A 26,918-nucleotide genomic window follows, 5' to 3' on the forward strand; every position below is an offset into this window, starting at 1 on the left:
CCGCATTTTTTACGTTGAGTGGTTAAGGCAAAAGCCTGAAACAGTTTAGTTCACGCCCCCGCCCAGGGCCCGGTACACGTTCACCGAGGCGTTGAGCTGCTGCATTCGGGTTTCAATCAGGTCGAACTTCGACTCGAGGGCCTCGCGCTGGGTGAAGAGAACCTCGGTGTACTCGGCCCGGGCCGAGCGGAACAGGCTGTTGGAAATGTCCACCGACTGGTTCAGGGCAGCGACCTCCTTGGCTTTGGCGTCGTAGCTTTTCTCCAGGTTGCTGATGCTGGCCAGCTGGTTCGTGACTTCCACGTAGGCGTTGAGCACCGTCTTCTGGTAGCGGTACACGGCCTGGGTCTGCACGGCGTTGGCGCTGTAGTACGTGGCCTTGATGCCGTTGCGGTTGAAGAGCGGAGCCACCAGGTCGCCACCCAAAGAGTAGAGCATCGACTCGGGCGAGGACACCAGCAGGGCCGGGTTGAAGGCGGCCAGGCCCACCCCGCCGGTCAGGCGCAGGGAGGGGTAGAAGTTGGCGCGGGCCACCTGCACGTCGAGCTTGGCGGCAGCTAGCTGCTGCTCGGCCTGCCGGATGTCGGGGCGGTTGCTCAGCAGCTGGGCGGGCAGGCCGGCCGCAATGGCTGTGGGCAGCCGCTCATTGAACGACTCGTCGTTGCGGGCCACCGGCTGGGGGTAGCGGCCGGCCAGGAAGTTGAGCTTGTTCTCGGTTTCCACAATGCTCTGCTGGAGCTTGAACTGCAGGCTGCGGCTGTGCTGGACCTGGGCCTCGAAGCGCTTCACGGCCAGCTCGGTGGTGCGGGCGGCCTCCTTCTGCTGGCGCACCAACTCCAGGGCGTTAGTTTGGATGCCGATGTTCTGCTTTACAATGGCCAGCTGGTTGTCGAGGGCCAGCAGCTCGTAGTAGGAGTTGGCAATTTCGGCCACCAGGTTGGTCACCATGAAGTTTTTGCCTTCCACCGTGGCCAGGTAGCGCAGGGCCGCGGCCTTTTTGGCGTTGCGCAGCTTGTGCCAGATGTCGACCTCCCAGGTGGCAAAGGCGCCGAGCTGGAAGTTGGTGAGCGGGTCGGGGGTATGGCGGTTTTCCTTGATGTCGACCTGCTCCTCGGTGGCGCCCTGCAGGGTGTAGCGGCCCACCTTTTCCACGTCGGCGCGGCCGCCCAGGCTCACGAAGGGCAAGTACTCACCCCCGCGGGCCCGGACTTCGTTGCGGGCAATTTCGATTTCCTGCAGGGTGATGTTCAGCTCCTGGTTGTTTTGCAGGGCCGTCGTGACGAGGGCCTGGAGGTCGGGGTCGGTGAAAAACTGCTTCCACTGCACCCGCGCCGAGTTGGTGCTGTCCGGGGTGACCGTGGCGGTAGGGTAGCTGGCCGGGGTGGTGCGGCTCTCGTTTTTGACCACCAGCTCCGGGGTTTTGCAGGCGCCCACGGCCAGGGCCAGGCTGGCGGCGCTCAGGCATTGATACAGGCGTTTCTTACGCATAGGGCTCGGACTCTTCAATTAATACGCGGGGCTCTACGCCTTCCAGAATGGGGGACTCGTTTTCGTCCCGAATCAGCTTGTTGTTGCCGGCCAGGGTGCCGAAGAAATAGTACAGGCCGGGGATGATGATGACCCCGAACACGGTACCGAACAGCATGCCGCCCAGGGCCGAGGAGCCGATGGTGCGGTTGCCGATGGCGCCGGCACCGGTGGCTACCACCAGCGGAATCAGGCCGGCAATAAAGGCGAACGACGTCATCAGGATGGGGCGGAAACGTACTTTGGCGCCTTCGATGGCCGCGTCGCGCACGCTCATGCCTTCTTCGTGCTTGAGGGCCGCGAATTCGACAATCAGTACCGCGTTTTTACCCAGCAGGCCCACGAGCATAACCAGTCCTACCTGGGCGTAGATGTCGTTGGCCAGGCCAAACATCTTGATGAACAAGAACGACCCGAACACGCCCGCTACCAGGGAGAAGATAACGGCCAGCGGGAGCAGGAAGCTCTCGTACTGGGCCGCCAGCACCAGGTACACGAACAGCAGCACGATGGCGAAAATCACGGTCGACTCGTTGCCGCGGCTCACTTCGTCTTTCGACAGGCCGCCCCAGTCGATGCCGTAGCCGTGGGGCAGATCCTGGGCCACTTCCTGTACTGCCTTGATGGCCTCGCCCGAGCTGTAGCCCGGTGCGGCCCCGCCCCGGATGGAGCCGGTGGTGTACATGTTGTAGCGGTTAATTTCGTTGGCCCCCTGGGTCTTCACGATTTTCATGAAGGCCGAAAACGGTACCATCTCGCCCTTGTCGTTCTTGGCCCACATGTTCAGCACATCTTCCGGCAGCTTGCGGTACTCGGGCGAAGCCTGCACAAACACCTTGAAGAAGCGCTGGTATTTGATAAAGCCCAGCTCGTAAGTCGAGCCCACCAGGATGCTGAGCGTGTTCATGGCGTTGCCGATGCTCACCCCTTTCTGCATGGCCAGCTCGTTGTCAATCTTGAGCTCGTACTGGGGGTAGTTGGCCGAGAAGAAGGTGAAAACCCCAGTCAGCTCCTTGCGCTTCTTGAGCTTGGCAATAAACTCGTTGTTGACCTTTTCCAGAGCCTTGTAGTCGCCGGAGTTGGTTTTGTCGAGCAGCTGGAGCTGGAAGCCGCCCGCCGCGCCGTAGCCCGGCACTGCCGGCGGCTCGAAGAATTCGATGGTCGCGCCGGGAATCTGCTTGGCCCGTTTTTCGAGCTCCTCCACGATGTCGGCAATGGACTCCTTACGCTCCGACCACGGCTTGAGGTCAATCAGACAGGTACCGGCGTTGGAGCCCCGGCCCTCGGTGAGTACCTCGTAGCCGGCCAGGGTGGAGATGTTGTTGACGCCGGGCACGTCCTTGGCCAAGTCGCGCAGGCGCTTCGACACGGCGTTGGTCTGTTCGAGCGTGGTGCCGGGCGGGGTTTGCACAATGGCGTAGATCAGGCCCTGGTCCTCACTCGGGATAAAGCCGGCGGGCAGCTTGGCCGTAATGGCCCAGATGCCCAGCCCGAAGGCAATCAGCATCACGAAGGTGACGATGCGGTTGGCGACAATCTTCTGCAGCAAGCCCACGTAGGCGTTGGTGAGCTTGTCGAAGCTGCGGTTAAACCAGTCGAAGAAGCGCTGCATGGGCGTTTGCTTCTTGGGTTGGCCGTGGTGATTCTTCAGAATCATGGCGCAGAGCACCGGCGTCAGCGTCAGCGCCACCAGACCCGAAATAACGATGGCCGTAGCCATGGTAATCGAGAACTGCCGGTAGAAAATACCCACCGGGCCACTCATGAACGACACGGGAATAAATACGGCCGTCATCATGATGGTAATGGCAATGATGGCCCCGCTGATTTCGCCCACCACTTCGCGCACGGCGTTGTAGGGCGACATGTGCTTTTCCTCCATCTTGGCGTGCACGGCCTCAATCACCACAATGGCGTTGTCGACCACGATACCGATGGAGAGTACCAGGGCAAACAGGGTAATCATGTTGATGGTGAGCCCGAAGGCCTGCATGGCCACGAACGAGCCCACCAGGGACACGGGCACGGCCAGGGCCGGAATCAGCGTGGAGCGCCAGTCGCCCAAAAACAGGAACACGACCAACGCCACCAGAATAAAGGCGTCGCGCAGGGTGTGGATTACGTTTTCAATCGAGGCGTCGAGGAAGTTCGACACGTCGTAGGTGATTTTGTAGTCCATGCCGGGGGGGAAGCTCGTCTTCTTGAGCTCCTCCAGCTTGGCCTTCACCTCTTTAATCACGTCCGAAGCATTCGAGCCGTAGGTCTGCTTGAGCACGATGGCCGCCGAGGGGTACTGGTTCAGGTTGGAGTAGATGTCGTAGTACTCCGAGCCCAGCTCCACGTTGGCCACGTCCTTCAGGTGCAGGCTTTCCCCGTTGGGGTTGGCCCGCAGAATCACGTTTTTGTACTGCTCCACGTCGTTGAAGCGGCCCTGGTAGCTGAGTACGTACTCCAGGGACTGGGCATTCTTACCGTCGGCGCGGCCGATACGACCCGGCGAGCCAATCACGCTCTGCTCGTCGAGGGCCTTCATTACGTCATCCACGGAAATGTTGTAGGCGCGCATCCGGTCGGGCTTCAGCCACACGCGCATGGCGTACTGCCGGCTGCCCAGGATGCTGGCCCGGCCGATGCCGCTCAGGCGCTGGAGCTCGGGTATCATGTTCACGCCGGCGAAGTTGAACAGGTACTTCATGTCCGTGTTCTTGTCTTTCGAGTACAAGTTCACGTACATCAGCATGTTGGGCACCACGCGGTTTACAATCACGCCCTCGCGCTGCACAATCAGCGGCAGACGGTTGAGGACCTGCGCAATGCGGGTGTTCACGTTCACTACGGCCTGGTCGGGGTTGGTGCCCAGGTTGAACACAATCTGAATGTTGGCCTCCCCGGCCGACACGGCGTCGGAAGTCATGTATTTCATGCCCGGCACGCCGTTCACGGCCTGCTCCAGCGGAATCAGCACCGATTCGGTGAGCACCTTGGCACTGGCGCCGGGGTAGGAGGCGCTGACCATGACCAGGGGCGGCGAAATTTCGGGAAACTGCGAGGTGGGCAGCTGGAAGATGGCCAGCCCGCCCATGAGCAGGATGACAATCGAAATGACGATGGCAAAGACTGGCCTGCGAATGAATTTACTAAACATAGCTTTGGGTTCGTTGTCAGGTGCTCGTTGTCAGTTGTCAGGAATGTGCTTGCTGCCGTTATCAGATTGGCCTGACAACTAGCAACAAGCACATTGCTGACAACCAACTGCTTACTCGCTGTCGACTTTCAGGTGCGAAATGACCGTCTGCGGGGCCCGGAAGTCGTAGGCCACCTTGTCGCCGTCCTTCACTTTGCGCAGGCCCTCGAGCAGGATTTTGTCGGTGGTCTTGATACCGGACTTGATGACGTAGAGGTCAGGCATCTCGGAGGCAATGCCAACTTCCTGCTGGTGCACCACATTGTTCTTGTCGACGACGAAGACGTACTTTTTCTCCAGCACCTCAAACGTGGCTTTCTGCGGGATAATCAGGGCGCCTTTGAGCGGCACGGTCATCAGCACCGAGCCGGTTTCGCCGTTGCGCAGCAGGCCGTCGGGGTTGGGGAAAGTGGCCCGGAAGGCGATGTTGCCGGTTTCGTTGTTGAAGTCGGCCTCAATGGTCTGCACCACGCCGGGCTGGTCAAACACCTCGTTGTTGGCCATGCGCAGCTTCACTTTCTGGGCGCTGTCACTGGTTTTGGCGTGCTGCTTATACGAGAGGTACTCCGCCTCCGGCACGTTGTAGTACACCCACATCTTGCTGTTGTCCGAGAGCGTGGTCAGCAGGTCGCCCTCGTCGACGAGGGAGCCCAGCCGGGCCTGGAAGTGGTCCATGATGCCGCTAAAGGGCGCTTTCACGGTCGTGAACTGCAGGTGAGTCTGGGCCAGGGACACTTCGGCGTTGGCCTTGTCGTACTTGGCCTGGGCCAGGGCCAGCTCACTGCCCGACACGATGTTTTTGTCGGCCAGCTTCTTGGTGTTCTGGTACTCCAGCCCCACGTAGTGCGCCTCGGCCTGGGTTTTCTTCAGCTCGGCCTGGTACACGGTCGGCTTGATCTGAAACATGGTCTGGCCCTGCTGCACGCGCTGTCCCTCGTCCACGAAAATCTTTTCCAGGTAGCCTTTCTCCAGGGCCCGCAGCTCGATGCGCTGGAAGGAGTGAATCTGGGCCACGTACTCCTTGGTAATGGTCGTGTCCTTGAGCAGCGGGCTGGTGGCCACGAGCTTGATCTGTTCTTCGACGGGCTTTTGCTCCTCCTTGCAGCTGCTGGCAGCGTAGCACAGCGCGCCGCAGCTCAGAAGCAGGAACGTTCTTTTCATCAGGGCCTTAGGTAACATGACAGGCAATTGGGGTGTATTGGAGAATTTAAATTCGGGGAGTGGGCTGCCGGGGCGAATCAGCGGGGTGGAAGCAGGGCTCCGCGGGCACCAAGCTCCGGGTGGCCGGCTTGGGAAGCCGGGGCCAAACAGGCCCGGAAGGCAGCATCGAGGGTGGGAGGAGCAAAGGCTGAGCAGCTTGTGTCGTGGGTTGACGGCACAAAGCAAGCCCCGGTGGCATGAAGCTAAAATGAAGTAAGCTTGAATTCCTGCTAAAAAAACTACCCGCCAACTCCGCTTTCGGCCGCCGTTCGGGCCTGACTATCAACCCGGAAAAGTAGTATTTGCGCCGCCCGCTCCCGGCTCCTCAAGCCGGTTGGCATACCCCGCAAAAAGACCCGGCCCCGCAACAGATTCGTTGCGGGGCCGGGCCTTTTCGGGGCGGCAGGAAAGGGCTAGGGCCGGACGGCCAGGAGCTTGCTGATAAAGTCCCAGAGCACCACGCCGGCCGCCACGCTCACGTTCAGGGAATGCTTGGTGCCAAACTGCGGAATTTCCACCGCCGCGTCGCAGAGGGCCAGCACCTCGTCATCCACGCCAAACACCTCGTTGCCCATGATCAGGGCGTAGGGCTGGCCTGGCAGGGGCTGGAAGGTGGTCAGATCCTGGCTCACGTCGGTCAGCTCCACGGCCACCAGCCGGTAGCCCGCCGCCTTGAGCTGGAGCAGGGCTTCCACCGTGGTAGGCGCGTATTCCCACTGCACCGACTCGGTGCTGCCCAGGGCCGTTTTGGTGATTTCGCGCTGGGGTGGGCGCCCGGTGATGCCGCAAAGCCAGATTTTCTCGATGGCAAACGCGTCGGCGGTGCGGAAGGCGGCGCCCACGTTATGCAGGCTGCGCACGTTGTCGAGCACGAGGGTCAAGGGGAATTTATCCGTACTTTTGAAGTCCGTCACCGAGAGCCGGTTCAGCTCTTCCATCGTTCGTTTGCGCATTGCTTTCGGGCTATTTTGCCCAAAGGTAGGAACGCGCCGGGCGACATTGGGGGTTAAAGCCAGTAGCGCGAACTTTGCAGTTCGCGTCCCCGCGTCGCCCTCTTCCGGCTGACCGACTTTATTCCCTACGTCTCCATTCACGCGAACCACAAAGTTCGCGCTACTATTGCCGCCCCGTGAAATCCAGTACCGCTGCCCCTGCTAAAAAAGCTGTTCCGATGCATGGCTCCGCCGGTCCCGCCCCAGTGATTGACACGCCGCTGATGAAGCAGTACTACCAGCTCAAGCAGCAGTACCCCGGCGCGCTGCTGCTGTTCCGGGTGGGCGACTTCTACGAAACCTTCGGCGAGGATGCCGTGACGACGGCCCGCATCGTGGATATCGTGCTGACCAAGCGCGGCGCGGGTACCTCCTCCGAAGTGGCCCTGGCCGGCTTTCCCCACCACTCCCTCGATACCTACCTGCCCAAGCTGGTGCGGGCCGGGCAGCGGGTGGCCATCTGCGACCAGCTCGAAGACCCCAAGCAGGCCAAGGGCCTCGTCAAGCGCGGGGTCACGGAGCTGGTCACGCCCGGCGTGTCCTTCCACGACAACGTGCTGGAGCGCAAGAGCAACAACTACCTGGCCGCCGTGCACTTCGGTAAGACGGAGGCCGGCATCAGCTTTCTGGACATCAGCACCGGCGAGTTTCTGGTGGCCCAGGGCGACATTGAGTACTTGGGCAAGCTGCTCCAGAATTTTGCCCCCGCCGAGGTATTGTTCTGCAAGCAGAGCCGCCAGCAGTTCGAGGGACATTTCGGCCCCGATTTCTGCCACTATGCGCTGGATGAATGGGTTTTCGGCTTCGACTACGCCCACGACACGCTCACCCGCCACTTCAAGACCACCTCGCTCAAGGGCTACGGCATCGACAACCTGCGCGAGGGCATTACCGCCGCCGGCTGCATCCTGCACTACCTGGCCGAAACCAAACACGATGAGGTCGGTCACATTGCCAACATTGCCCGCCTGGAGGAAGACAAGTACGTCTGGCTCGACCGGTTCACCGTCCGCAACCTCGAGCTGGTCCAGCCCCAGCACCTGGGCGGTGTGCCCCTGATTGATATCCTGGATCAGACCGTGACGCCCATGGGCGCCCGCCTGCTGCGCAAGTGGGTGGTGCTGCCGCTCAAGGAGCCCATCCAGATTCAGCGCCGACTCGACACGGTGGAAGGTTTGCTCGACAACCCCGATTTGCTCGGTGAAATCAGTCAGCACCTGCGCCAGATCAACGATTTGGAGCGCCTGATTTCCAAGGTAGCCGTGCGCCGCATCAATCCGCGGGAGCTGCTCCAGCTCAGCCGCGCCCTCGACGCCATCGGGCCCATCCGGGAGCTGCTGGCCGCCTCGGGGATGAAAGCCCTGGAAAAGCTGGCCGACCAGCTCAACCCTTGCGAGGCCCTGCGCGAAGAAATCAAAGTCAAAATCCGCCCCGATGCCGGCGTGCTCACCAATCAGGGCGGGGTGCTCAACGACGGCATCGACGCGGAGCTGGACGAGTTGCGCGGCATTGCCTTCTCAGGCAAGGACTATCTGTTTCAGCTCCAGCAGCGCGAAATCCAGAACACCGGCATTTCCTCGCTCAAGGTGGCCTACAATAAGGTGTTCGGCTACTACCTCGAAGTCACCAACTCCCACAAGGACAAGGTGCCCGCCACCTGGATTCGGAAGCAGACCCTGGTGAATGCGGAGCGCTACATCACCGAGGAGCTCAAGACCTACGAGGAGAAAATTCTGCACGCCGAGGACCGCCTGTTCGTCATCGAGCAGAACCTCTACAATGAGCTGGTCTTGTCGGCCCTGGAGTTTGTGCCCCGCATCCAGCAGAATGCCCGCGCCGTGGCCGTGCTCGACTGCTTGGCCTCCTTCGCCGCCACCGCCCGCCAGCACCGCTACGTGAAGCCCGTGGTGAACGACTCGACCCTGCTCGACATCCGCGCCGGCCGCCACCCCGTCATTGAGCGGCAGCTGCCGCCCGGCGAATCCTACATTCCCAACGACATCCGCCTCGACCAGGACGACCAGCAGATTGTCATTATCACCGGCCCCAACATGGCCGGCAAATCGGCCCTGCTGCGCCAGACGGCCCTCATCGTGCTGCTGGCCCAGATCGGCTCCTTCGTGCCCGCCGACGCGGCCACCATCGGCGTCATCGACAAGATCTTCACTCGCGTGGGCGCTTCGGACAACCTCAGCAAGGGCGAAAGCACCTTCATGGTGGAGATGACCGAAACGGCCAGCATCCTGAATAACCTGTCGGATAGGAGCCTGGTGCTGATGGACGAAATCGGGCGCGGCACCAGCACCTACGACGGCATCAGCATCGCCTGGGCCATCGTCGAGCACCTGCACAACTTCCCCAAGGCCCGGGCCAAGACCCTTTTCGCCACTCACTACCACGAGCTCAACCAGCTGGCCGACGACTGCGAGCGGGTGCGCAACTACAACGTGGCCGTGCGCGAGGCCGACGGCCGCATCCTGTTCATGCGCAAGCTGGTGGAAGGCGGTTCCGAGCACAGCTTCGGCATCCACGTGGCCCGCATGGCCGGCATGCCCACCTCGGTAGTGCTGCGGGCCAACGAAATCATGCACCACCTCGAGCAGGAGCGCACCAACACCGAGGAAGCCGCCACCGAGTTCGACGACGTGCTGGCTGGCCTAGAAAATGAGGCGCCGAAAAGCAACGGCCGCACCCCCAAGGCCCAGCCCGCCGCGGCCGTGGCCACCGCCCCGCGCCCCAGCCTGCAGCTCAGCATGTTCGAGCCCGCCGACCCTACCATGGAACGCGTCCGGGACCTGCTCCAGCAGCTCGACGTGAACACGCTCACCCCGATTGAGGCCTTGCTCAAGCTCAACGAGCTCAAGCTCGTCTTGGCCAGCAAAGGGTAGGGGGGTATAAAAAAGTGACGACTCTTAAATGAGGAATAACTTGCGGCGGTCGAAAAATAATCTGCCTGAAAATGAGGGAGAAGCGGTTTTGGGGTAAAATTCACCGCGTTTTTTTTACCCCAGTCCTTGACTCTACCAAAATCGTTCTTACCTTTGTCGCACCATTAGCCATCGCAACAACGGTGGCTTACCTCAAGCGAGAGTAGCTCAGTTGGTAGAGCGCGACCTTGCCAAGGTCGAGGTCGCGAGTTCGAACCTCGTCTCCCGCTCCAAAAAAGACCCTGCCCCACCGGCAGGGTCTTTTTTTGTTCCCTTGATTCGTAGCGCCAGCTAGGCGTGGGCCGTCATGGAGGCACTCAGCGGGAGCAGCTTCTGCTTGAGGGCGGCAAAGTCCAGGGGTTTAGAAAGGAAGTCATCGGCGCCGAGCTTGAGGGCCGTAGTGTAGCTTTCCGCGTCGCCGTAGGCCGTTATCATCATCACCAGGGGCGGCGGCTCGGGGTGGTCGTGCTTGATTTGGCGCAGCAGTTCCAGGCCGCTCATGCCGGGCATGTTGATATCAGAGAGCACTAGGCCCACTTCCGCGTCGGTGGCGGGGTGCTGCAGGTAAGCCAGGGCTTCCTGCCCGGAGAAGGCGAAGGCAAACGAAAGGGTTTCCTCGCGGATTTCGCGCCGGAAGCGCTGCTCAAAGAGCAGGCGCACATCGGCTTCGTCGTCGACAACCAGAATGTTCATCATATAGAAAGCTAGAACCTAGCGTTTTGGTACGAACAGCAGGACCCATCCCGGAGGCTGGAATCTCTATAAAGATACTATTAATATATATGAATTAATTACAAATAATTGAGTATACTTACTCACTTGGTTTGGTCTGTCCCCGTTGTAGAACCACCAGCAAGGAAGCTCGTCGCTACCCCGGGGGAGTAGCCGTTGGAGCGCCGCTCGTCTTGGTCAGAGTTATCTTCGCCATGCTCCCTCCGTCGGTTTCGGTCAAGGAAAACACTGCCCCCGGCCTTCTGCGGCGGCGGTTAATGCCCCTGGCCGCGCTGTGGCAGCGCCTGATCAACAACGGCGTGCAGCCTTCGCTCACGGTCTGGCAGCGCAAGCGGGTGCACCTGCTCAACGGCATCAGCTGCGTGACCATCGGCATCTATGCCGGCTACGTGCTGGTGTTCTTCAATTCCCCCGACTGGCTCACGTTCCGCATTTGCCTGGGCGGGGTGGTGCTGAATCTGCCGCCGCTGATTTTCAACTACTACCACCGCTACGACGCGGCCGCCTACTACAGCGTGCTGAGTGTGACGCTGCTGTGCTCGTTTATTGCCGTGGCCCGCAAGTACGATGGCGTGGAGTACTTCCTGATTTCCAACAGCATTGTGCCAATGCTGTTCTTTCGCAACTTCTGGAAGATTGCCGTTTTGTTCGGGGTGAACGTGGCCGCCTATTTCGGAGTGCGCTACGCCATGACCGTGGTGGAGCCCTTTCTGTACGTGCCCGACAGCACCTACTTCTACCACGTGAACTTCACCCTGTTTCTGATGACGCTGTTTTTTGTGATGCACTACTTCCGCACCGAAAATTTCCGGCAGGAGGAGCTGCTCACCCGGCAGAATGAGTCCCTAATGGAGTCGTTGGAGAATCTGCGCCAAACCCAGTCCCAGCTCGTGCAGCAGGAAAAGTTGGCTTCGCTGGGGGCCCTCACGGCCGGTATTGCCCACGAAATCCAGAACCCGCTCAACTTTGTGGGCAACTTCTCGGAAGTGAGCGGGGAGATGGTGCAGGAGCTGCGCGAGGCGCTGGGGCCGGAGCCGCTCACCGAGCCGGGCCGGCACGCCGTGACTCAGCTGCTGCACGAACTCGAGCAAAGTCAGCAGAAAGTGGCCGAGCACGCCGGCCGGGCCAGCCGTATTGTGAAGGACATGCTCCAGCACTCCCGGGCCAGCAGCGGCCAGAAAAAGCCCACCGACCTCAACGCCCTGGCCGACGAGTACCTGCGCCTGGCCTACCACGGCCTGCGGGCCAAGTACAAGGACTTCAACGCCACCCTCACCACTGACTTCAACCAGCACCTGGACCCCGTGCTGGTGGTGCCCGAAGAACTGGGCCGGGTTCTGCTCAACCTGTTCAGCAACGCCTTTTACGCCGTCCGCAAAAAGGCGGCGCTGCGCCCCGGCGACGCGGCCTACAAGCCGGCCGTGGCCGTGAGCACCCAACGGGCCCAAAACGGAGTAGTACTCCGCATCCGCGACAACGGCACCGGCATTGCCCCCGACATTCTGGACAAGATCATGCACCCGTTTTTCACCACCAAGCCGCCGGGCGAAGGCACCGGCTTGGGCTTGTCCTTGAGCTACGATATCATCACCAAAGGCCACGGCGGCACGCTCACGGTCAGCTCCGAGCCGGGCGAGTTCAGCGAGTTTGCGGTGTGGCTGCCCGCCGGCCCCGCCCCGGATAAGGTGCCCGCAGCCAGCAGCCCGACCGGGGCCCGAAGGCAAGGCCCCTAACCAAATGGCCCGCCGCCGGTCAGCGGAAATAATGGCCTGCCGATTGAGATTTTACAGTTATTGTGCCCAAATTGCCGCTCTTTTTGGCCGGGCCCAGCCCCGAAAAAGCTGCCAGAGTGGTGTAATGGTAGCCACGAGGGACTTAAAATCCCTTGTCTTCACGGACGTACGGGTTCGAGTCCCGTCTCTGGTACCAAGGCCCCTGCCGCGTCATGCGGCAGGGGCCTTTTTTTGTTTGCTTCGGCCGGGCGGAATGCTTCGTGGCGCGGGTTGTTTTGCCTATTTTTGAAAAGACCTATCCTTATCCGGCTACTCTTCGATGGACGATTTACGCACCACGCTGCTTTCCTTTTCCGCGGACGACCGCAAAGACCTGGGCCGCTTTATCCAGCGCCAGGGCAAGGCCCAGAAAGGGCGCCTCGACGTGCGGCTGTTCGATTTACTGCTCCAGCAGCGCGAGTACACGACCGACGAGCTGCTGCCGCGCCTGTATCCCGATGAGCCCAACCCGGTGGCCTACTACGCCCTGCGCAAGCGCCTGCTGAGCCACATCACCGATTTTCTGCTGCTGCGCCAGCGGCACCAAGACCCGACGGCAGCTTCCTCGGTGCGGGGGCAGCTGACCCTGGCCGAGTACCTGTTTGAGGCCGGCGTGGGGCGCTTGGCCTGGAGCGCCCTGCGCAAGGCGGAGAAGCTGGCGGCGGCTCACGAGCAGTACGAACTACTCAACACGGTGTATAACCTGCAGATTGCCCAGGCCGACAGTGAGCACGCCGAAGACCTGGAAGACATCATCCGCCGCCGCAATCTGAATAAAAAGGCCGCCGACGAGGAAGAGCGCGCCGGCATTGCCCACAGCCTGATCCGGCGGCGCCTGCGCGAAGCCCGCCTGCGGGGCCGGGCCGGCGACGCTTTCAACGCCATTATCCAGGAGGTGCTGCGCGAGTATGACCTGCAGGAAGCCTTTGCCCGCCGCCCGTCGCTGCTGTACCGGCTGCTGGCCATCACGCGCAGCGCCATGCTGGCCCGCGGCGACTTTATGTCGTTTACGCCCTTCGCCATCCGCTGCTACCACCTCATGGAGCGCCGCCACGGCTTCACCCCGGCCCACCGCTACTATCAGCTCGGGTTGCTCTACATGATTGCCCACGGCCTGTACCGCAGCCGCCATTTCGACGAGTCCATCCGCTACCTGGCCCAGCTTAAGGATATCCTGTATGCTGAGCCGCGCAGCTACTTCGCTGATTTCTATCCCCGCTACACGTTTTTGCTGGCGGCCAACTACGCCTTTCTGCGCCGCAACAAAGACAGCATCCGGCTGCTCGAAGACCTGCTCAAGGGCCGGGAGGTGAGCCTGAGCCCCCGCGACGAGCTGACGGCCCGTTTCGGGTTGGGCTTCCACTTTTTTGCCGAGGGTCAGTTTCAGAAAACCAACCGCATGCTGATGAGCATCGGGCGCACCGACCGGTGGTGCGAGCAGCAGATGGGCCTGGAGTGGGTGTTCATGAAAAACATGGGCGAGATGCTGGTGCAGCTCGAAATGGGCAACCACGACCTGGCCCTGAACCGGGTGCGGGCCATTGAGCGCAGCGTGAAGGAGCGGGTGGCGGAGGGCACCACTGCCTACCAGCACGTGCTGACCTACCTGAAGCTGGTGCGCGAAATCATCGACAACCCGGACGTGGTAAAGACGCCGGAGTTTGTGGCCCGCGTCGACCAGATGCCCCATGCCCTGCCCGATGACCGCGAGGACATGCAGCTGCTGAGCTTCTTCGGCTGGCTGCGGGCGCGCATCGCCGGCCGGCCCTACTACGAAGTGCTCATCACCATGACCGAGCCCGACAAAAAGGACGAGCCCGCTAGCTCTGCACTGGGGGCTGGGGCTGGTACCAGCGCAGCAGGGGCACCAGAATAATCACGGGCAGGGGCGAAACGATAAAGTCGATCAGGCGGCGGGCCAGCTTGTAGGCCCAGGCCGCGTCGGCCACCAGCCCCACTAGCACCAGCACCGCGCAGGCCGCAAACACGCCCCCGTAGATCAGCAACACTTGGCGCAGGCGCCGGACGCTGTTGAGTACCACCGCCAGCAGCAGCAAGCACAAGGCCGTGTAAAGCAGCGAGTAGGTGCCCACCGACACCAGACTGCGCTTGGTGACCAGCCCGCTGACGCCCTGCTGAATGGTGGCCGCGTGGCCAGCCATGCCCAGCAGGCGAAGCAAGCTTCCCCAGCCCGCGTCGATGGCGGCAAAAACGGCGTCGGAGTACATGCCCAGGCCAAACAGGGCCCCAAGCAGTAGCGCGGCCAAAGTCCAGCGCGTCAGGTCGGCAGCGCGCCAGGGCTGGGGCAGAAAGGTGGGGCGAGGGCAGGGCTCAGGCATACGCGGCGGAAGCGGCCGGGGTGGCGGGCGTGGCTAGGCGGCGGGCCCAGAGCATCCAGAGCAGGAAAATGCAGGCGTACACGATAAACGTGAACGTGTAGTGGTGGTTGAAGTCAACCGACTCGTGGTAGTAGAGGTGGTTGATGGCCAGGGCCCCGACGCGCACGATGTTGAGCACGTAAATCAGCGCGATACCTAGGGGAATAAACCACAGCTTGCGCCGCCAGGGCCCGGGAAACGCCAGCACGAAGCCCGCAAACAGCGCGTAGAGCACCAGCCCGTTGCAGGGGTTGCCGACCCGTACCACCGGCTGCTCGTTGAGCAGCAGCAGGTAGGGGCTGGCCGCCTCGACGCGGGCATCCAGGCCCAGCAGGCGCAGGGTGGCGGCGCTGGCCGAGGTGATGTTGGCGCACAGGGCCGCATCGAGGCGCCCGTCGATGGCCAGCCACTGCTCGTAGCCAAAAAACCAGACGGCGGCGAATACGGCGGCTAATACCAGAAAACGACGGAGTGGGGGCGGTGGCGCGGTAGATATAGCGGGAGCTTGCATAAGCCGAAAGATACCCGTTTGGGTGGGCCCGGCCAAGAGGGGCGGGCCTAGTCCAACCAGAAAAAACGCGCGCCGGCTGGCCCGCCCGGCAAAGAAGCGCCGATGGTGGGGCATCACGGGCCTTTTTCTACCTTTGGACTTATCACTTCGGTTTTTCCAGTGGGTATGTCCGATTCTCCCTCAGCAGCCTTTACTCCGGCCCCGGCCCCGGACTATCAGCAGAAAATCAAGCAGGTATTCGCCGAAGTCGGCAAGGTGGTGGTGGGCCAGCAGTACATGGTGGGCCGCCTGCTGATCGGGCTCTTTACCGGCGGCCACATCCTGCTCGAAGGCGTGCCGGGCCTGGCCAAGACGCTCACCATCAGTACGCTGTCTAAAGTGCTGCACCTGCACTTTCAGCGTGTGCAGTTCACCCCCGACCTGCTGCCTTCCGACCTGGTGGGCACCATGATTTACAACCAGGGGCAGTCGGTATTCGAGGTCAAGAAGGGTCCCATCTTCGCCAACCTGGTGCTGGCCGACGAAATCAACCGCTCCCCGGCCAAGGTGCAGAGCGCCCTGCTCGAAGCCATGCAGGAAAAGCAGGTGACCATCGGCGAAACCACCTACCCGCTCGATTTGCCCTTCCTGGTGCTGGCCACTCAAAACCCCGTGGAGCAGGAGGGCACCTACCCGCTGCCGGAGGCCCAGGTCGACCGGTTCATGATGAAGGTGTACGTCGACTACCTCAAGAAAACCGACGAGCTGGAGGTGATGCGCCGCATGGCCAACATGAGCTACGTGGGCGAGGTGAGCCCGGTGCTGACCAAGGACGACATTTTCGCTATCCGCAACCTGATCAACCAGGTGCAGATATCGGAAACGCTGGAGAAGTACATCATCGAGCTGGTCTTCGCCACCCGCCGCCCCGCCGACTACGACCTGCCCGAGTTTCAGCAGTACGTGCAGTTTGGGGTGAGCCCGCGGGCCAGCATTGCCCTGCACCGCGCCGCCAAGGCCGTGGCTTTCCTCGATGAGCGCGACTACGTGCTGCCCGAAGACATCAAGGACGTGGCCGGCGACGTGCTCAACCACCGCATCCTGCTCAACTACGAAGCCGAAGCCGACGGCATCCGCACCCAGGACCTCATCGACGCCATCCTGCGCAAAGTCCCGATTAGCTAAGTGGTGAGGTGGTGAACTTGTGAAATGGTGAGTTGTCGTTTTGCTTGCGCCCCCGGCGCCCCGGCGCGGATTGAACGACAACTCCCCATTTCACCACTTCACAATTTCACCTTCCGTGTCTAAGATCTCTAAAACGCTGCGCGGGCTGGCGTCGTTGGTGCGCAACCCCTGGCTGCTGAACGTGGTGCTGGCCGCCGATGAGCCGGGCTGGCAGCAGCGGGCCCGGGCCCAGTCTAAGTGGCCGCTCACGGCCCAGGGGCTGCCGCTGGTGCCGCTGCAGACGTTTCTGAGCGCCGATGACACCACCGTGCGGCCGTTTGCCTTCCGGGAGGGCGGCTCGTTGCCCACCGACCTGCTACTGCTCCGCGCCTTGGCCCGGCGCGTGCCCCGGGCCCGCTACTTCGAAATTGGGACTTGGCGGGGGGAAAGCGCGGCCAACGTGGCGGCCGTGGCGGCTTCAGTGCACACGCTGAACCTGTCAGTGGAAGAAATGCGCGCGCTGGGCCTTCCGGAGCGATACATCGGCCTGCACGGGTTCTTTTCCCAGCCTCTGCCCAACGTGACCCACCTGCACGGTAACTCCGCCACGTTTGATCTGGCCGGGCTGGGGCAGCAGTTCGACGTGATTTTTATCGACGGCGACCATAGTTACGAGGCCGTGCGCACCGATACGCGCCGGGTATTTGAGCACCTGGTGGGCCCCGAAACCGTGGTGGTGTGGCACGACGCCAGCCGGCAGCCGGGGCAGCCGCGCTGGGAAGTGCTGGCCGGTATCGTGGAGGGGCTGCCCGCCGCGGCCCCGGGGCAGCTGGTGCAGGTCGAGAATACGCTCTGCGCGCTGTACTCGCCCCGGCCCCTGCCCACCCAGCCCTCCGACCCGCTGGCCGACCCGGCGCACTGGTTTGAGGTGACGCTGCGGCAGGTACCGTAGAAACTACGCGGCTTTTTTGAGCAGGCTGCGGGCGTAGCCGAGGTCGGCTTTGCGGGGCAGAAAGGCGGGGAGGCGGGCCCCGGTGGCCTGGCAGAATTGCCGCAGCAGAAAGCCCGTTGAAACCACGTAGGAAAGCGTCGTCGCTACGGCCGCGCCCCGGATGCCGAAGCTCGGAATCAGCAGCCAGCAGGCCGGAATCGTCACGAGCAGGCCCACGGTCGTTGCCAGGTTGTTGACCCGGTAGCGGCCCACGCCGGCAAAGTAGGTGCTGCAGATAACGTTGACGGCAATGGCGGCCACGCCCGGGGCCAGCAGCAATATTACGGGTCGGGCGGCCCCGAACTCCGGCCCGAACACGGCCGTGAGCACCGCCGGGGGCAGGGCGCACAAGGTCAGCACGGCTAGCACGGTAGTCAGCAGCGTGAGGCGGGCTACCCGCAGGGTGGGCTCAATCTGGGCGTGCTTGTCGGTGGCGTGCACCAGGTCGACGTACTGAATCAGGGCCGTGCTGCGCGGAATCAGCCAGATGGCTTCGGCCAGGGCCACGCCCACGCTGAGCACGCCCACGGCCCGGGCATCGGCGTAGTGCGCCACGAAATAGTAGCTGAGCCGGTAGTTGGCAAAAGCCAGAATATTGGAAAAGTGGGCCCCGCGGCTATGGCGGGCCAGCTCCCGGGCCGTGGCGCCCAGGCCCCGGCCGCTGTGCCACTGGTCGGGCAGGCGCAGCAGCAAACCTAGGCTCAGCAACGTGGGCAGCCCGTAGGCTAGGTAAGCCGCGTAGTAATACACCGGCACCACCCACCAGCGCAGCCCCACGAAAGCCAGCAGCAGTCCGCCGGCCAGTAGCGCCACCTGCAACCCGGTCAGGATGTTGTAGGCCGCTTCCCGCTTGCGCCCCAGCAGCAATGAGGTGTTGATGGAAAAGTAGGCCTGCAGCAACGACAGCGCCAGCAGGTGGCCGAGGTATTCGGGGGGCACGTTGCGCAGCAGCCCCACGGCCGCCGTGCCCGCCAGGCACACCAGCGTGGCCCAGGCGTAGGCCGGCACCAGCAGGTGCCACAGGCTGCGGCCGGGGGCCAGGTAAATCAGGGACGAGCCGCCCAGCAAGCCGATGAACAGCAGCAGGGCTGCGCAGTCCGTCACGAACAAACTCACGTCGCCGCGGCCGGCGGCGCCCAGGTAGCGGGCCGTCAGCCACACGATGCCGAAGCTGAGCAGGGCCGTAACCAGGCGGGTGGCGAAGTTGTGCAGGATGCGGCGAATCATCGGGCCGGTCGGGGAGAAGAGCTAACCGCCGAACCGGGCAGCACCGTGGCGTAGAGGTCGGCAAACTGCCGGCCCACCTGGGCGTAGCTGAAGTGAGTCACGGCATAGTGGCGCAGCTGGTTTTTGTCGAACTGGCCCGGGTGGCGCAGTAGCTGTTCCAGGGCCTGGTGCAGGGCGTGCTCATCCCGGGCCGGAATCAGGTAGCCCCGGGAGTTGTCGGCGGGCAGCAGCTCGGCCACCCCGCCCACGGCCGTAGCCACGGCGGGCAGGCCGCTGGCCTGGGCCTCGATGAGCACGCAGGGCAGGTTCTCGTAATTGCTGAACAGCACAAAGGCCGCCGCCCGCCGCATTTCGGCCGCCACCTGAGCCGGACTAAGCTTACCCAGAAAGAACACGTGGCGGTTGAGCAGGTTCAGGTCGGTGGCCAGCTGGCGCAGCTCGGCTTCCCGGGGACCATAGCCGGCAATGCGCAGGCTCAGCCCCGGCCACTCGGGGGCCAGGCGGGCCACCACCCGCAGAATGCCGCTCAGGTTTTTGGCTTCCTCGTTGAACGCCGCCACGTGCAGCAGGGTGCGGGGCTCGGGCGGCCGGGCCGCGGGCTGAAACAGCTCCGTGTCCACCACGTTGGGAATCACCACCGAGTGCGGGTTCTGCATTCCCAGCGCCCGCATGGCCTCGGCCAGATTTACCGACACGGTGTGCAAGGCCGCGGCGCCCCGCACGACCCAGGCGCTAAGCCGGCGCCGCAGCCCGCCGATGCGGGGCGCATTCGGGGGTAGATACAGGGTCCAGTGCTCGGTGACGAGGTAGGAAACACCCCGGGTGAGCTTCAGCCAGGCGGCAAACAGGCCCGTGCGCAGCAGCACGTGCACGTGGGTGAGCTGGGGCGGGCCGCCCCAGTGCCGTTTCAGCCGGCGGTAGCCCTGGCTGAGGCACCAGAAGTACAGCCCCAGCTTGAGCAGCTTGTCGAGCGGAGTCAGGCCGGTGGGCCGGGCGCGGTAGTAGTAGCGCAGGGTCGGGATGGGGCCGTCGAGGTCGGCTTCGCAGTCAGTCCAGCTGCTGATAGGCCCCCGGGCCACGGCGGCGAAGAGCACGGCCACCTCGGCGTGGGGAGCAATGGCGGCCACGTGTCGGGCCACGAAGTCCCCGTCCTGGTCGTCGTAGCGGTTGGGGTACCACTTGGGCAGCATCAGCACGCGGGGCAGCTTCATATCGGGCGCAAGCTACGGGTTTTGCGGGGCTGGCGGCAACATCCAAGGACGGGCCCCGGGCAAGATTGCGGCTGCGAGCCGCGAGGTTTCGGTGAAAAGGTGCGGGGACGCGGCTCGAAAGGTGCAACGTCGCACCTCGGAGCCGCGGTTGGTGACAAAAAGGTGGGCGGGGCCCCACGAAAAAGCCTGCCCCCGGAGTGGAGGCAGGCTTCATTCGCACAGCTAATTCGCTAATGATTCACCCGGTAACTGTAATGCTTGCGCTATTTGGCTACCACGAAGCGCACCGTCTGGCTGGTTTCGCTGGTCGTGACGGTGGCCAGGTACACGCCGTTTTGCAGCTCGGCGGGCAAACTCAGCTGCTGGGGGCCGGCGCTGAGGCGACCGGCTTCGATAACGGCAACCTTCCGGCCCAGGGCATCCACCACGCGCACCGTGGCTACGTCGGCCTGCTTGAGCTCGAAGGAAAGCAGGGCGGCGCCGGCGGTGGGGTTAGGCGATACGCTCAGGCTCTGGAGCTGGCCGGTAGCGGCGGGTTTGGTGGCCAGCGTGAAGCTGGGGCGGTTGTAGCAGGTGGTCTGGGGCGCGAAGTTGGTCCAGCCGGCGGCCCAGTTGGTGGCACCGAAGGCCCCGCGGTAGGACACGGCCGTGAAGGCGCCGTTCACGCCGCTGCCGCTGCCCGAGAGCTTGGCATCCGTAAACACGCCGCCGTTGTTCAGAATCGAAGCGGCGGGCAGGGCGAAAGTGGGGGCGCAGGCCGCGTTGCCGCAGTTGCCGTTGAAGGCGAAGTTATCGGTGTTCAGGCCCAGGGCGCCCACCGTGGTAAAGGTTTGGTTGGCCCGGCTGGCGGCGTTGAAGTAGCCGTTCACGTCGAAGCTGCTGCCCGAGTTGACGCTGTAGTAGCTCGACGTCGAGCCCGAGTTAATATCGGCAAACACGTTGTTGGCGAATACCGATGAACCGTCGGCCAGGGCGCCCTCGGTGAGCGTGCCGTCCACGAGCACGCCGGTGCGGTAGCCGGTCACCACGCTGTTGAACAGGCTGATGGCCGAGTTGCGGCGGATGTGCACCCCGCGGCGGTATTCGGCGGCGGCGGCGCTCAGCGGGCCGGGCAGCAGCACGCTCATGTTGGAGAAGACGGCCGAAGTGCGGGGCGTGTTGATGGTGCCGTTGGCGTCGTTGTCACTCTCGAAGGCGTTGGAGGCGCCCGTGGCGGTGGCGTCGGCTACGGCCGGGTCGCGCAGGCCGATGCCGAACTGCACGCGGCCCGAGTAGCCGTTGTCGGTGTCGAAGTCGTCGTCGGTGCCGCGGAAGGCAATCAGGTGCTTGGCATTCACCGTGCCGCCAAACCACTCGAAGGAGTCGTCGCCGCTGTAGGAAACCTGCACGTAGTCGATGGTGGTGCCGTTGCCGACGGCGGCCAGGGTCAGACCGTTGATTTCCTGGTTGGGCTGCAACGGTACGCCGGCGTATTCAATGCGCACGTAGCGGATGATGCCGGAGTTGTCGGCCGGGTCGGTGCCGCCGTAGTTGGCCACCGGGCCGCCTTCCACGATGGGGTCGCCGGGCTGGTTCTGGGGAGCCCGGCCGCAGACGATAACCCCGCCCCAGTCGCCGGCGGCGCGGCTGCCCGCGGGCTGGTTGGAGGTAAAGACGATGGGCTGGGCCGCGGTGCCGTCGGCAATGAGCTTGCCCCCGCGCTGGATGATGAGGGTGCCCTTGTTGGCCAAATCCCCCTTAATGATGGTGCCCGGCTCGATGGTCAGTGTCACGCCGCTGGGCACGTACACGAAGCCGTTGAGCAGGTAGATGTTGTTGCGGGTCCAGGTTGTGTTGGCCGAGATGTTGCCGGCGGGTACTACCACGGCGGCCGGGGCAGTGGGGCACTGGGTTTGGGCCACGGCGCCCGAGGTGGCCGCCGCGACGGTAGCCATTGCCAGAAAGGCGGAGAGTACGAGCTTTTTCATGAGGGCAAGGGTAGAGGTTGACGAAGGAAAGGTGCGGGGTGAGTTGCTGCGACAAAGGTCCGGGCCGGGACGGGCTTATGCAGGCAAATCAGGTTGTGAATTGGTTACCGGCGCGTTACCAAATCATTGCCTGCGGCCGGCCCTAAAAAGCCAAAGCCCGGCTGGGCCGGGCTTTGGATGAGGAGCTTAGAACTTGTAGGTGAGTCCGGCCGTGGAGTAGGAGCCGCGGCGGAAGCTGGCAAAGGAGGCCGTTTCGTAGGCTTTGTTGATCTTGCCGTTGCGGTCCAGGTCGTAGTACTGGCGCACCCGCTGGTTGAGCAAATCCTGAATACCCAGGCGCAGGTCGAAGTGCTTGCCCAGGCCCTTGGTTACGGCTAAGTCCACCACGTTGCGGGGCAGCTCAATAACCGAGTAGTTCAGGCCCAGGTCGCCGACGAAGGTGAGGCGGGGGCCGATGATGTTGTACTGGGCCGAGACCTGCAGGCGGTGCTCATCGTCCTGGTAAAACAGGCCGGTGTTGACCACGTAGGGCGACTGGCCCTGCAGCGGCCGGTTCGAGAGGGCAAAGCCGTTGTTGGCCGCGTTGTCGGCCAGCTGTACCCGGCTGCGGATAAAGGAGGCGTTGAGCACCACCGACATGCGCTGCAGAAACTTGCTTTCCGACAGCTCCACGAACGACTTGCGGGCCTCGAGTTCCACGCCCACGTCGTAGGCCTTGTCGGCGTTCTGGTAGGTCAGGTAGAGGTCGGTGCCGGTGGTCTGGGTGGTTTGCTCAATGGCGTCGCGGAACGATTTGTAGAACACGCCCACCGAAATCAGCTCCGAGCGGCTGGGGTAGAACTCGTAGCGCAGGTCGGCGTTGTAGATGGTGGCCGTCTTGAGCGAGTCGTTGCCGCGGATGTAGAAGTCGTTGGCGAAGTCGTAGTACACGTAGTTGGCTACTTCCCGGAACTCGGGGCGGTTTACCGTCACGCTGCCGGCCAGGCGCAGCAGGCTGCGCTGGTTGAAGTTGTAGGTGGCATTAAAGGAGGGCAGCGGAATAGTACGCTTCTCCTCGTAGTCGGCGTTGTTGCCGGGCTTGAGGGCCTTGCGGTTGTATTCCACCCGCAGCCCGCCCGACACGCTGAATTTGTCTGAAATCGGGGCTACGCCGCTCAGGTAGGCGGCCACCAGGTTGTTTTCGGCCGAGTAGCTGTCCTCGGGCGCGGTGCCTTCCTGCAAGCGGAAGCCGTTCGGGCCGAGGTTCTTGGCGTCGAAGATCTGCTCGATGGGCAGGTTGAGCAGGGTGCGGTCAAACACGTTGTTGGCCCCGCGGATGTAGGAGAAGTAGCGGCTGTTGAAGTCGCGCTTCTTGTTTTCGGCGTAGAAGCCCAGCCGCAGCTTGTACTGATTGAGCATCGTCGTGTCGCGGCCCGTGAAGCGCTGCTCCCACTGCCCGCTGGCCATGTAGGTGTTTTCCTTCAGGTCCGAATAGTAGCGCGAGGCGTCGTACTGGGTGCCGTTGTTGGTCACCACCACCTTGTAGGGGCCGGTGTCGCCCTCGCTGCGCACCGAGCGGAAGCGGCGGTAGTCAGGCTCGTCGCGGAACACGTAGTTGTAGCCCCCCGACCAGGTCAGGGTCGAGTTGCGCTTGGGGCCTACTTCGTGGGTACCCTGGAGCTGGCCCGAGTAAATGGTGCGGCTCTGGTAGTGCAACGCGTAGTTATCGACTTCCACCCCGTCGCCGGGCCCGCCCTGCTCGTAGGAGATGCCCCGGCGGCGCACCACTTCGTCGGTACCGTACTGGTTGAGGAAGTTGCGGAATTCGAGCCGGTGGTGGTCGTTGAGGCGTACCTGCCAGTTGTGAATCACGCCCAGGCGCGTGCCGGTCACCGACTTCAGGTCGCTGTACAAGCGCTGGGGCAGGGCAATCCGGGTGTTGGGGTCGAAGTACTGGTAGCGGTTGCGCTCAATGTCGTACTGCTCCCGGGTGTTCGAGTACGACAGCGACGTGACGTTGCTCAGATACACCTGCCCGATTTCAAAGCGGTTGTTCAGGCCCAGCGACAGGCGCAGGTCGGGCCGGGCCGTGGTCAGGCGCGGGGTCCACTCGTTGCGCAGGCCCTGGCCTACTTGCTGCAGCGGCTCCCCAGAGAGGTTTTTGTCGATAAACTTGGGGGCGCTGCCCGGCAGGGTCCGCTGCCCGTTGTCGAAGCCCAGCCAGTCGGTGCCGCTGTGGTCGGTTTGCTGGAAGCCGCCCTGCATGGTCGTGTTGCTGCGGGCCCAGCCTGATACCGACAGCGTGCCCGACTTGTCCAGCACGCTGTTCTTGGTATAGACTTTCACCACGCCCCCGCCCATTTCGCCGGGCAGCTCCGGGGCCCCCGATTTAAAAATCAGCACCCGGTCGATAACCGAGGAAGGCAGAATATCGAAGGAGAAGGAGCGGGTGTCGACTTCCGCCGAGGGCGTCAGCGCGTCGTTGAGCAGCACCGTGTTGTAGCGCTCAGCCAGCCCGCGAATCACGATGAAGTTGTTGCTTTGAATCGTGACGCCGGGAATCCGCTTCACGACCTCGGCCGCGTCGCGGTCCAGGGTTTTCACAATCTGGTCGTTGCTCATGCCACTGACCACGACCTCGCTTTTTTTCAGGTCCTGAATCATGGCTACCTCGGTGCCGGTTTGCTTCTGGCCCGTTACCACCACTTCCTTCAGATTCTGGGCGTTTTCCTCCATCACCCCGTTCAGGGTGGTTTTGGCGTCGGCCGTCACCACGATGCTCGAGAAGTTCAGGGGCTTATAGCCGATGTAGGTCATCGTGATGTTGTAGGTGCCCGGTGCCAGCTTCAGCTCGTAGCTGCCGTCCACGTCGACCGGGGCGGCCTGGGTCGTGCCCGGCACCAGCACCGTGGCGCCGATGACGCCCTCGCCCGTCTTTTTATCCGTTACCTTACCGCCGATGCTGCCCTGCTGGGCCAGAAGTAAGTGACTCAGGGTTAGGAAGAAAAATAGTAGAGCAGAGCGACGCATAGACCAGTGGTTTGAAACGTTTTGCAAAGCTACCCGCACCCTGTTATCCGAATATTGCGGCAGCATTATGCTTATGTTATCCACTGGGTAAGTAGCTCATGTTCTGAACTAAACCGTTACTTTTGCGGCCCTTTTGTCTTCTTCCGACTATGCTCCAATCCATGACCGGCTACGGCATTGCCCGCCGCGAAACCGACCATTACGCCGCCACCGTCGAGGTGAAATCCCTCAACTCCAAGACCCTGGACCTGAGTTTGCGGCTGCCCCGTTTTCTGCAGGACCGGGAGCTGGAAATCCGCAACCTGGTGACCAAGACGCTGGTGCGGGGTAAGGTGAACCTCACCTTCGACTTCACGCGCCCGCGTAGCGCCGCCCGGCTCGGCGTGGTCCTCAACCAGGAAACGCTGCTGGCTGCTTACGCTGAGCTGGAAAAGGCTGCCGAGCTGGTCGGCGCGCCCAAAGACCAGCTGTTTGCCCTGGCCCTAAACCTGCCCGGGGTGCTGCAGGCGCCCACCGCCGAAGCCGTGGAGGAAGAGGAGGAAGTAAGCTGGGACGAGCTGCTGCCCTTAGTGCACGAGGCCCTGGAGCGCGTCAATCAGTTCCGCCGCGACGAAGGCCAAACCCTGACGGCCGAAATTCTGGGCTACGTGGAGCGGATTCGCGCCCAGCTCACGGAGGTGGAGCGCTACGACCCGATGCGCATCGAGCAGGTGCGGCTGCGGCTGCAAATGCACTTAGCGGAGATTTCCGCCAACGAGCACTTCAACCCCATCCGCTTCGAGCAGGAGATTTTGTACTATATTGAAAAACTGGATATCGCCGAGGAAAAAGTCCGGTTGGGCAGCCATTTACAGTACTTCAACGAAACGGTCGGTTTGCCCGAGTACAGCGGAAAGAAATTAGCGTTTATTTCGCAGGAAATTGGTCGGGAAATCAACACGATAGGTTCCAAAGCCAACGACTCCACGGTCCAGCACCTGGTGGTCGGGATGAAGGAGGAGTTGGAGAAGATTAAGGAGCAAATCAACAATATTCTCTGAGTCCAACTGTTCGGCAAATCAGCCCGCCAAAACTGAAAAATTGAACTTTTGATATAAATTTTGGTATAGCAGTATGCCAATAATGGATTGATGTCGGAAGATTTTTTTTCAACTCAATCCAAACGCTGCTGAGCTGCGTAAATGGCTTAGAATGCTCTTAAAGCCTGGTTTTGGGTTTAGAGTATATTGCCCGTGAATTATTTCTCTAGGAAATACTTGCGGTTTAAGTTTTTGTGCGTAAATTGTGTTATCCGAACAGAAGCCCTCTTCTTTTCGGTTTCTTCTTCAAGCTTTGAATTCCACCTTTTTTCAGCCTACAACTATGAAAAAAGCATTACTCGCCCCTGTTCTGTGCCTGACGCTGATGCTGATGGCCTTCCGCCCCTACGCTGAGGTCGAAATGATCAAGAAGCGCGTGTTGAGCGAGCGTGTCGAAATCCTGATTCCCAAGGGCTTCGAGGTGATGAGCGAGCAGCAGATGGACTTCAACTACGCGAAGTCGCAGAGCCGCCCGAGCGTTATCTACACCAACAGCAAGGAGGCTACCATCGCCTTCACTTACACCGACAACACGGCCGACCAGGACATGATTGACATGTACGCCGACAACTTCTACAAGATGTACTCGAAGCAGTACAAGGAGGCGAAGTGGTTCAACAAAGGCGTCAAGGAAGTCAATGGCCGCAAGGTTGGCTACATGGAGCTGATGAAGCCCGAACTCGGCCACGAGGTCTACAACCTGGTGTTCTTCACCGACGTGGAAGGCAAGCTGCTGATGTGCAACTTCACCTGCGCCGACCGTCAGAAGCCCGAGTGGGAAACGGTTGCCAAGCAGATCATGAACTCGTTCAAGACGAACGGCTAAGCTCCATCCGCTTCGGAGTTCTCCCAATCGTATAACAAACCCAGAATTGTCTGCTTCCGAGCCGACGATTCTGGGTTTGCTGCATTTAGCCCAGAATGGTGCCAATTACCCACTCCTTATAGTAGAGTGTGGTAAGTCGGACCAGTAGTGCCGGAATGCATGATGAGGACACTGCTAGGGCTTTGCCGCGGGAGTGGCCAGCTGATCCAGAAACCGGGTGGTAAGCCGAAACACGCCCCGGA

General features: G+C 62.1%; 18 protein-coding genes and 2 tRNA genes. 9 read left to right on the forward strand and 11 right to left on the reverse strand.

Going from position 1 to position 26,918, the window contains the following annotated elements; genetic code table 11:
* Positions 1-45 precede the first annotated feature (45 nt).
* The 4 genes from EWM57_RS08880 to EWM57_RS08895 form a co-directional block, all read right to left on the reverse strand.
* Complete coding sequence (locus EWM57_RS08880; protein WP_129920786.1) at positions 46-1,488, reverse strand: TolC family protein; 1,443 nt, start codon at positions 1,486-1,488, stop codon at positions 46-48.
* Entirely contained in the window at positions 1,481-4,672 is a 3,192-nt protein-coding gene (locus EWM57_RS08885) for an efflux RND transporter permease subunit (protein WP_129920787.1), read from the reverse strand. Before EWM57_RS08885 ends, EWM57_RS08880 begins: the two co-directional genes overlap by 8 nt.
* Before the next feature lie 111 nt (positions 4,673-4,783).
* The gene (locus EWM57_RS08890; RefSeq protein ID WP_129920788.1) at positions 4,784-5,872 is read right to left on the reverse strand and encodes an efflux RND transporter periplasmic adaptor subunit; all 1,089 of its coding nucleotides are present in this window, start codon (positions 5,870-5,872) and stop codon (positions 4,784-4,786) included.
* Positions 5,873-6,324: 452 nt separating this feature from the next.
* The gene (locus EWM57_RS08895) at positions 6,325-6,864 is read right to left on the reverse strand and encodes an RNA methyltransferase (RefSeq protein WP_129920789.1); all 540 of its coding nucleotides are present in this window, start codon (positions 6,862-6,864) and stop codon (positions 6,325-6,327) included.
* Between the two features lie 218 nt (positions 6,865-7,082).
* On the opposite strand from EWM57_RS08895, the gene mutS reads away from it, so the two are divergent.
* A complete protein-coding gene (gene mutS / locus EWM57_RS08900) occupies positions 7,083-9,791 on the forward strand; it encodes a DNA mismatch repair protein MutS (RefSeq protein WP_207218287.1) in 2,709 nt (902 codons plus the stop codon).
* A 196-nt stretch (positions 9,792-9,987) separates the two neighbouring features.
* A tRNA-Gly gene (locus tag EWM57_RS08905) sits at positions 9,988-10,063 on the forward strand.
* Positions 10,064-10,121: 58 nt separating this feature from the next.
* Here the strand turns inward: EWM57_RS08905 and EWM57_RS08910 are convergent.
* Positions 10,122-10,523 (reverse strand): response regulator, encoded by a 402-nt coding sequence (locus EWM57_RS08910; protein WP_129920806.1) that lies wholly within the window; start codon positions 10,521-10,523, stop codon positions 10,122-10,124.
* 233 nt (positions 10,524-10,756) lie between these two features.
* Between EWM57_RS08910 and EWM57_RS08915 the strand changes: the two genes are divergently transcribed.
* From EWM57_RS08915 to EWM57_RS08925, 3 genes are all read left to right on the forward strand, one after another.
* The gene (locus tag EWM57_RS08915; RefSeq protein WP_242510026.1) at positions 10,757-12,295 is read left to right on the forward strand and encodes a sensor histidine kinase; all 1,539 of its coding nucleotides are present in this window, start codon (positions 10,757-10,759) and stop codon (positions 12,293-12,295) included.
* Between the two features lie 110 nt (positions 12,296-12,405).
* Positions 12,406-12,491: transfer RNA gene (locus EWM57_RS08920), tRNA-Leu, on the forward strand.
* A gap of 123 nt (positions 12,492-12,614) precedes the next feature.
* On the forward strand, positions 12,615-14,210 hold the full coding sequence (locus tag EWM57_RS08925; protein WP_207218288.1) for a hypothetical protein: 1,596 nt from the start codon (positions 12,615-12,617) through the stop codon (positions 14,208-14,210).
* Here EWM57_RS08925 and EWM57_RS08930 read toward each other — a convergent pair.
* Both EWM57_RS08930 and xrtX read right to left on the reverse strand, forming a co-directional pair.
* Positions 14,155-14,673, reverse strand: a complete 519-nt coding sequence (locus EWM57_RS08930; protein ID WP_129920790.1) for an XrtX-associated membrane protein — start codon at positions 14,671-14,673, stop codon at positions 14,155-14,157. The genes EWM57_RS08925 and EWM57_RS08930 overlap by 56 nt on opposite strands.
* Complete coding sequence (gene xrtX / locus EWM57_RS08935) at positions 14,666-15,223, reverse strand: exosortase X (protein WP_129920791.1); 558 nt, start codon at positions 15,221-15,223, stop codon at positions 14,666-14,668. The genes EWM57_RS08930 and xrtX overlap by 8 nt, the downstream gene beginning before the upstream one ends.
* A gap of 165 nt (positions 15,224-15,388) precedes the next feature.
* On the opposite strand from xrtX, the gene EWM57_RS08940 reads away from it, so the two are divergent.
* Entirely contained in the window at positions 15,389-16,387 is a 999-nt protein-coding gene (locus EWM57_RS08940) for an AAA family ATPase (protein WP_129920792.1), read from the forward strand.
* A 115-nt stretch (positions 16,388-16,502) separates the two neighbouring features.
* Positions 16,503-17,318: a class I SAM-dependent methyltransferase gene (locus EWM57_RS08945; RefSeq protein ID WP_165370460.1), complete on the forward strand. Its 816-nt coding sequence runs from the start codon at positions 16,503-16,505 to the stop codon at positions 17,316-17,318.
* A gap of 3 nt (positions 17,319-17,321) precedes the next feature.
* On the opposite strand, the gene EWM57_RS08950 is transcribed toward EWM57_RS08945, so the two are convergent.
* From EWM57_RS08950 to EWM57_RS08965, 4 genes are all read right to left on the reverse strand, one after another.
* A complete protein-coding gene (locus EWM57_RS08950; protein WP_129920794.1) occupies positions 17,322-18,584 on the reverse strand; it encodes a lipopolysaccharide biosynthesis protein in 1,263 nt (420 codons plus the stop codon).
* Positions 18,581-19,795 (reverse strand): glycosyltransferase, encoded by a 1,215-nt coding sequence (locus EWM57_RS08955; RefSeq protein WP_129920795.1) that lies wholly within the window; start codon positions 19,793-19,795, stop codon positions 18,581-18,583. The genes EWM57_RS08950 and EWM57_RS08955 overlap by 4 nt, the downstream gene beginning before the upstream one ends.
* A gap of 263 nt (positions 19,796-20,058) precedes the next feature.
* Positions 20,059-21,762 carry a T9SS type A sorting domain-containing protein gene (locus tag EWM57_RS08960; protein ID WP_129920796.1) on the reverse strand — a complete coding sequence of 568 codons (1,704 nt, stop codon included), beginning with the start codon at positions 21,760-21,762 and terminating at the stop codon, positions 20,059-20,061.
* A gap of 186 nt (positions 21,763-21,948) precedes the next feature.
* The gene (locus EWM57_RS08965) at positions 21,949-24,771 is read right to left on the reverse strand and encodes a TonB-dependent receptor (RefSeq protein WP_165370461.1); all 2,823 of its coding nucleotides are present in this window, start codon (positions 24,769-24,771) and stop codon (positions 21,949-21,951) included.
* Between the two features lie 149 nt (positions 24,772-24,920).
* Between EWM57_RS08965 and EWM57_RS08970 the strand changes: the two genes are divergently transcribed.
* On the forward strand, positions 24,921-25,811 hold the full coding sequence (locus tag EWM57_RS08970) for a YicC/YloC family endoribonuclease (RefSeq protein WP_129920798.1): 891 nt from the start codon (positions 24,921-24,923) through the stop codon (positions 25,809-25,811).
* Positions 25,812-26,133: 322 nt separating this feature from the next.
* Positions 26,134-26,676 (forward strand): hypothetical protein, encoded by a 543-nt coding sequence (locus tag EWM57_RS08975; protein WP_129920799.1) that lies wholly within the window; start codon positions 26,134-26,136, stop codon positions 26,674-26,676.
* The last annotated feature ends 242 nt before the right edge of the window (positions 26,677-26,918 follow it).

Origin of the sequence: Hymenobacter persicinus (assembly GCF_004167665.1) — a bacterium.
GTDB classification, from domain to species: domain Bacteria; phylum Bacteroidota; class Bacteroidia; order Cytophagales; family Hymenobacteraceae; genus Hymenobacter; species Hymenobacter persicinus.

Excerpts from the sequence above, each read along its gene's own strand:
- EWM57_RS08940 (WP_129920792.1), top strand. The coding sequence starts at position 15,389 with ATGTCCGATTCTCCCTCAGCAGCCTTTACTCCGGCCCCGGCCCCGGAC.
- xrtX (WP_129920791.1), bottom strand. The coding sequence starts at position 15,223 with ATGCAAGCTCCCGCTATATCTACCGCGCCACCGCCCCCACTCCGTCGT.
- EWM57_RS08970 (WP_129920798.1), top strand. The coding sequence starts at position 24,921 with ATGCTCCAATCCATGACCGGCTACGGCATTGCCCGCCGCGAAACCGAC.
- EWM57_RS08950 (WP_129920794.1), bottom strand. The coding sequence starts at position 18,584 with ATGATTCGCCGCATCCTGCACAACTTCGCCACCCGCCTGGTTACGGCC.
- EWM57_RS08885 (WP_129920787.1), bottom strand. The coding sequence starts at position 4,672 with ATGTTTAGTAAATTCATTCGCAGGCCAGTCTTTGCCATCGTCATTTCG.
- EWM57_RS08975 (WP_129920799.1), top strand. The coding sequence starts at position 26,134 with ATGAAAAAAGCATTACTCGCCCCTGTTCTGTGCCTGACGCTGATGCTG.
- EWM57_RS08925 (WP_207218288.1), top strand. The coding sequence starts at position 12,615 with ATGGACGATTTACGCACCACGCTGCTTTCCTTTTCCGCGGACGACCGC.
- mutS (WP_207218287.1), top strand. The coding sequence starts at position 7,083 with ATGCATGGCTCCGCCGGTCCCGCCCCAGTGATTGACACGCCGCTGATG.
- EWM57_RS08890 (WP_129920788.1), bottom strand. The coding sequence starts at position 5,872 with ATGAAAAGAACGTTCCTGCTTCTGAGCTGCGGCGCGCTGTGCTACGCT.
- EWM57_RS08955 (WP_129920795.1), bottom strand. The coding sequence starts at position 19,795 with ATGAAGCTGCCCCGCGTGCTGATGCTGCCCAAGTGGTACCCCAACCGC.
- EWM57_RS08880 (WP_129920786.1), bottom strand. The coding sequence starts at position 1,488 with ATGCGTAAGAAACGCCTGTATCAATGCCTGAGCGCCGCCAGCCTGGCC.
- EWM57_RS08930 (WP_129920790.1), bottom strand. The coding sequence starts at position 14,673 with ATGCCTGAGCCCTGCCCTCGCCCCACCTTTCTGCCCCAGCCCTGGCGC.
- EWM57_RS08910 (WP_129920806.1), bottom strand. The coding sequence starts at position 10,523 with ATGAACATTCTGGTTGTCGACGACGAAGCCGATGTGCGCCTGCTCTTT.
- EWM57_RS08965 (WP_165370461.1), bottom strand. The coding sequence starts at position 24,771 with ATGCGTCGCTCTGCTCTACTATTTTTCTTCCTAACCCTGAGTCACTTA.
- EWM57_RS08960 (WP_129920796.1), bottom strand. The coding sequence starts at position 21,762 with ATGAAAAAGCTCGTACTCTCCGCCTTTCTGGCAATGGCTACCGTCGCG.
- EWM57_RS08915 (WP_242510026.1), top strand. The coding sequence starts at position 10,757 with ATGCTCCCTCCGTCGGTTTCGGTCAAGGAAAACACTGCCCCCGGCCTT.
- EWM57_RS08895 (WP_129920789.1), bottom strand. The coding sequence starts at position 6,864 with ATGCGCAAACGAACGATGGAAGAGCTGAACCGGCTCTCGGTGACGGAC.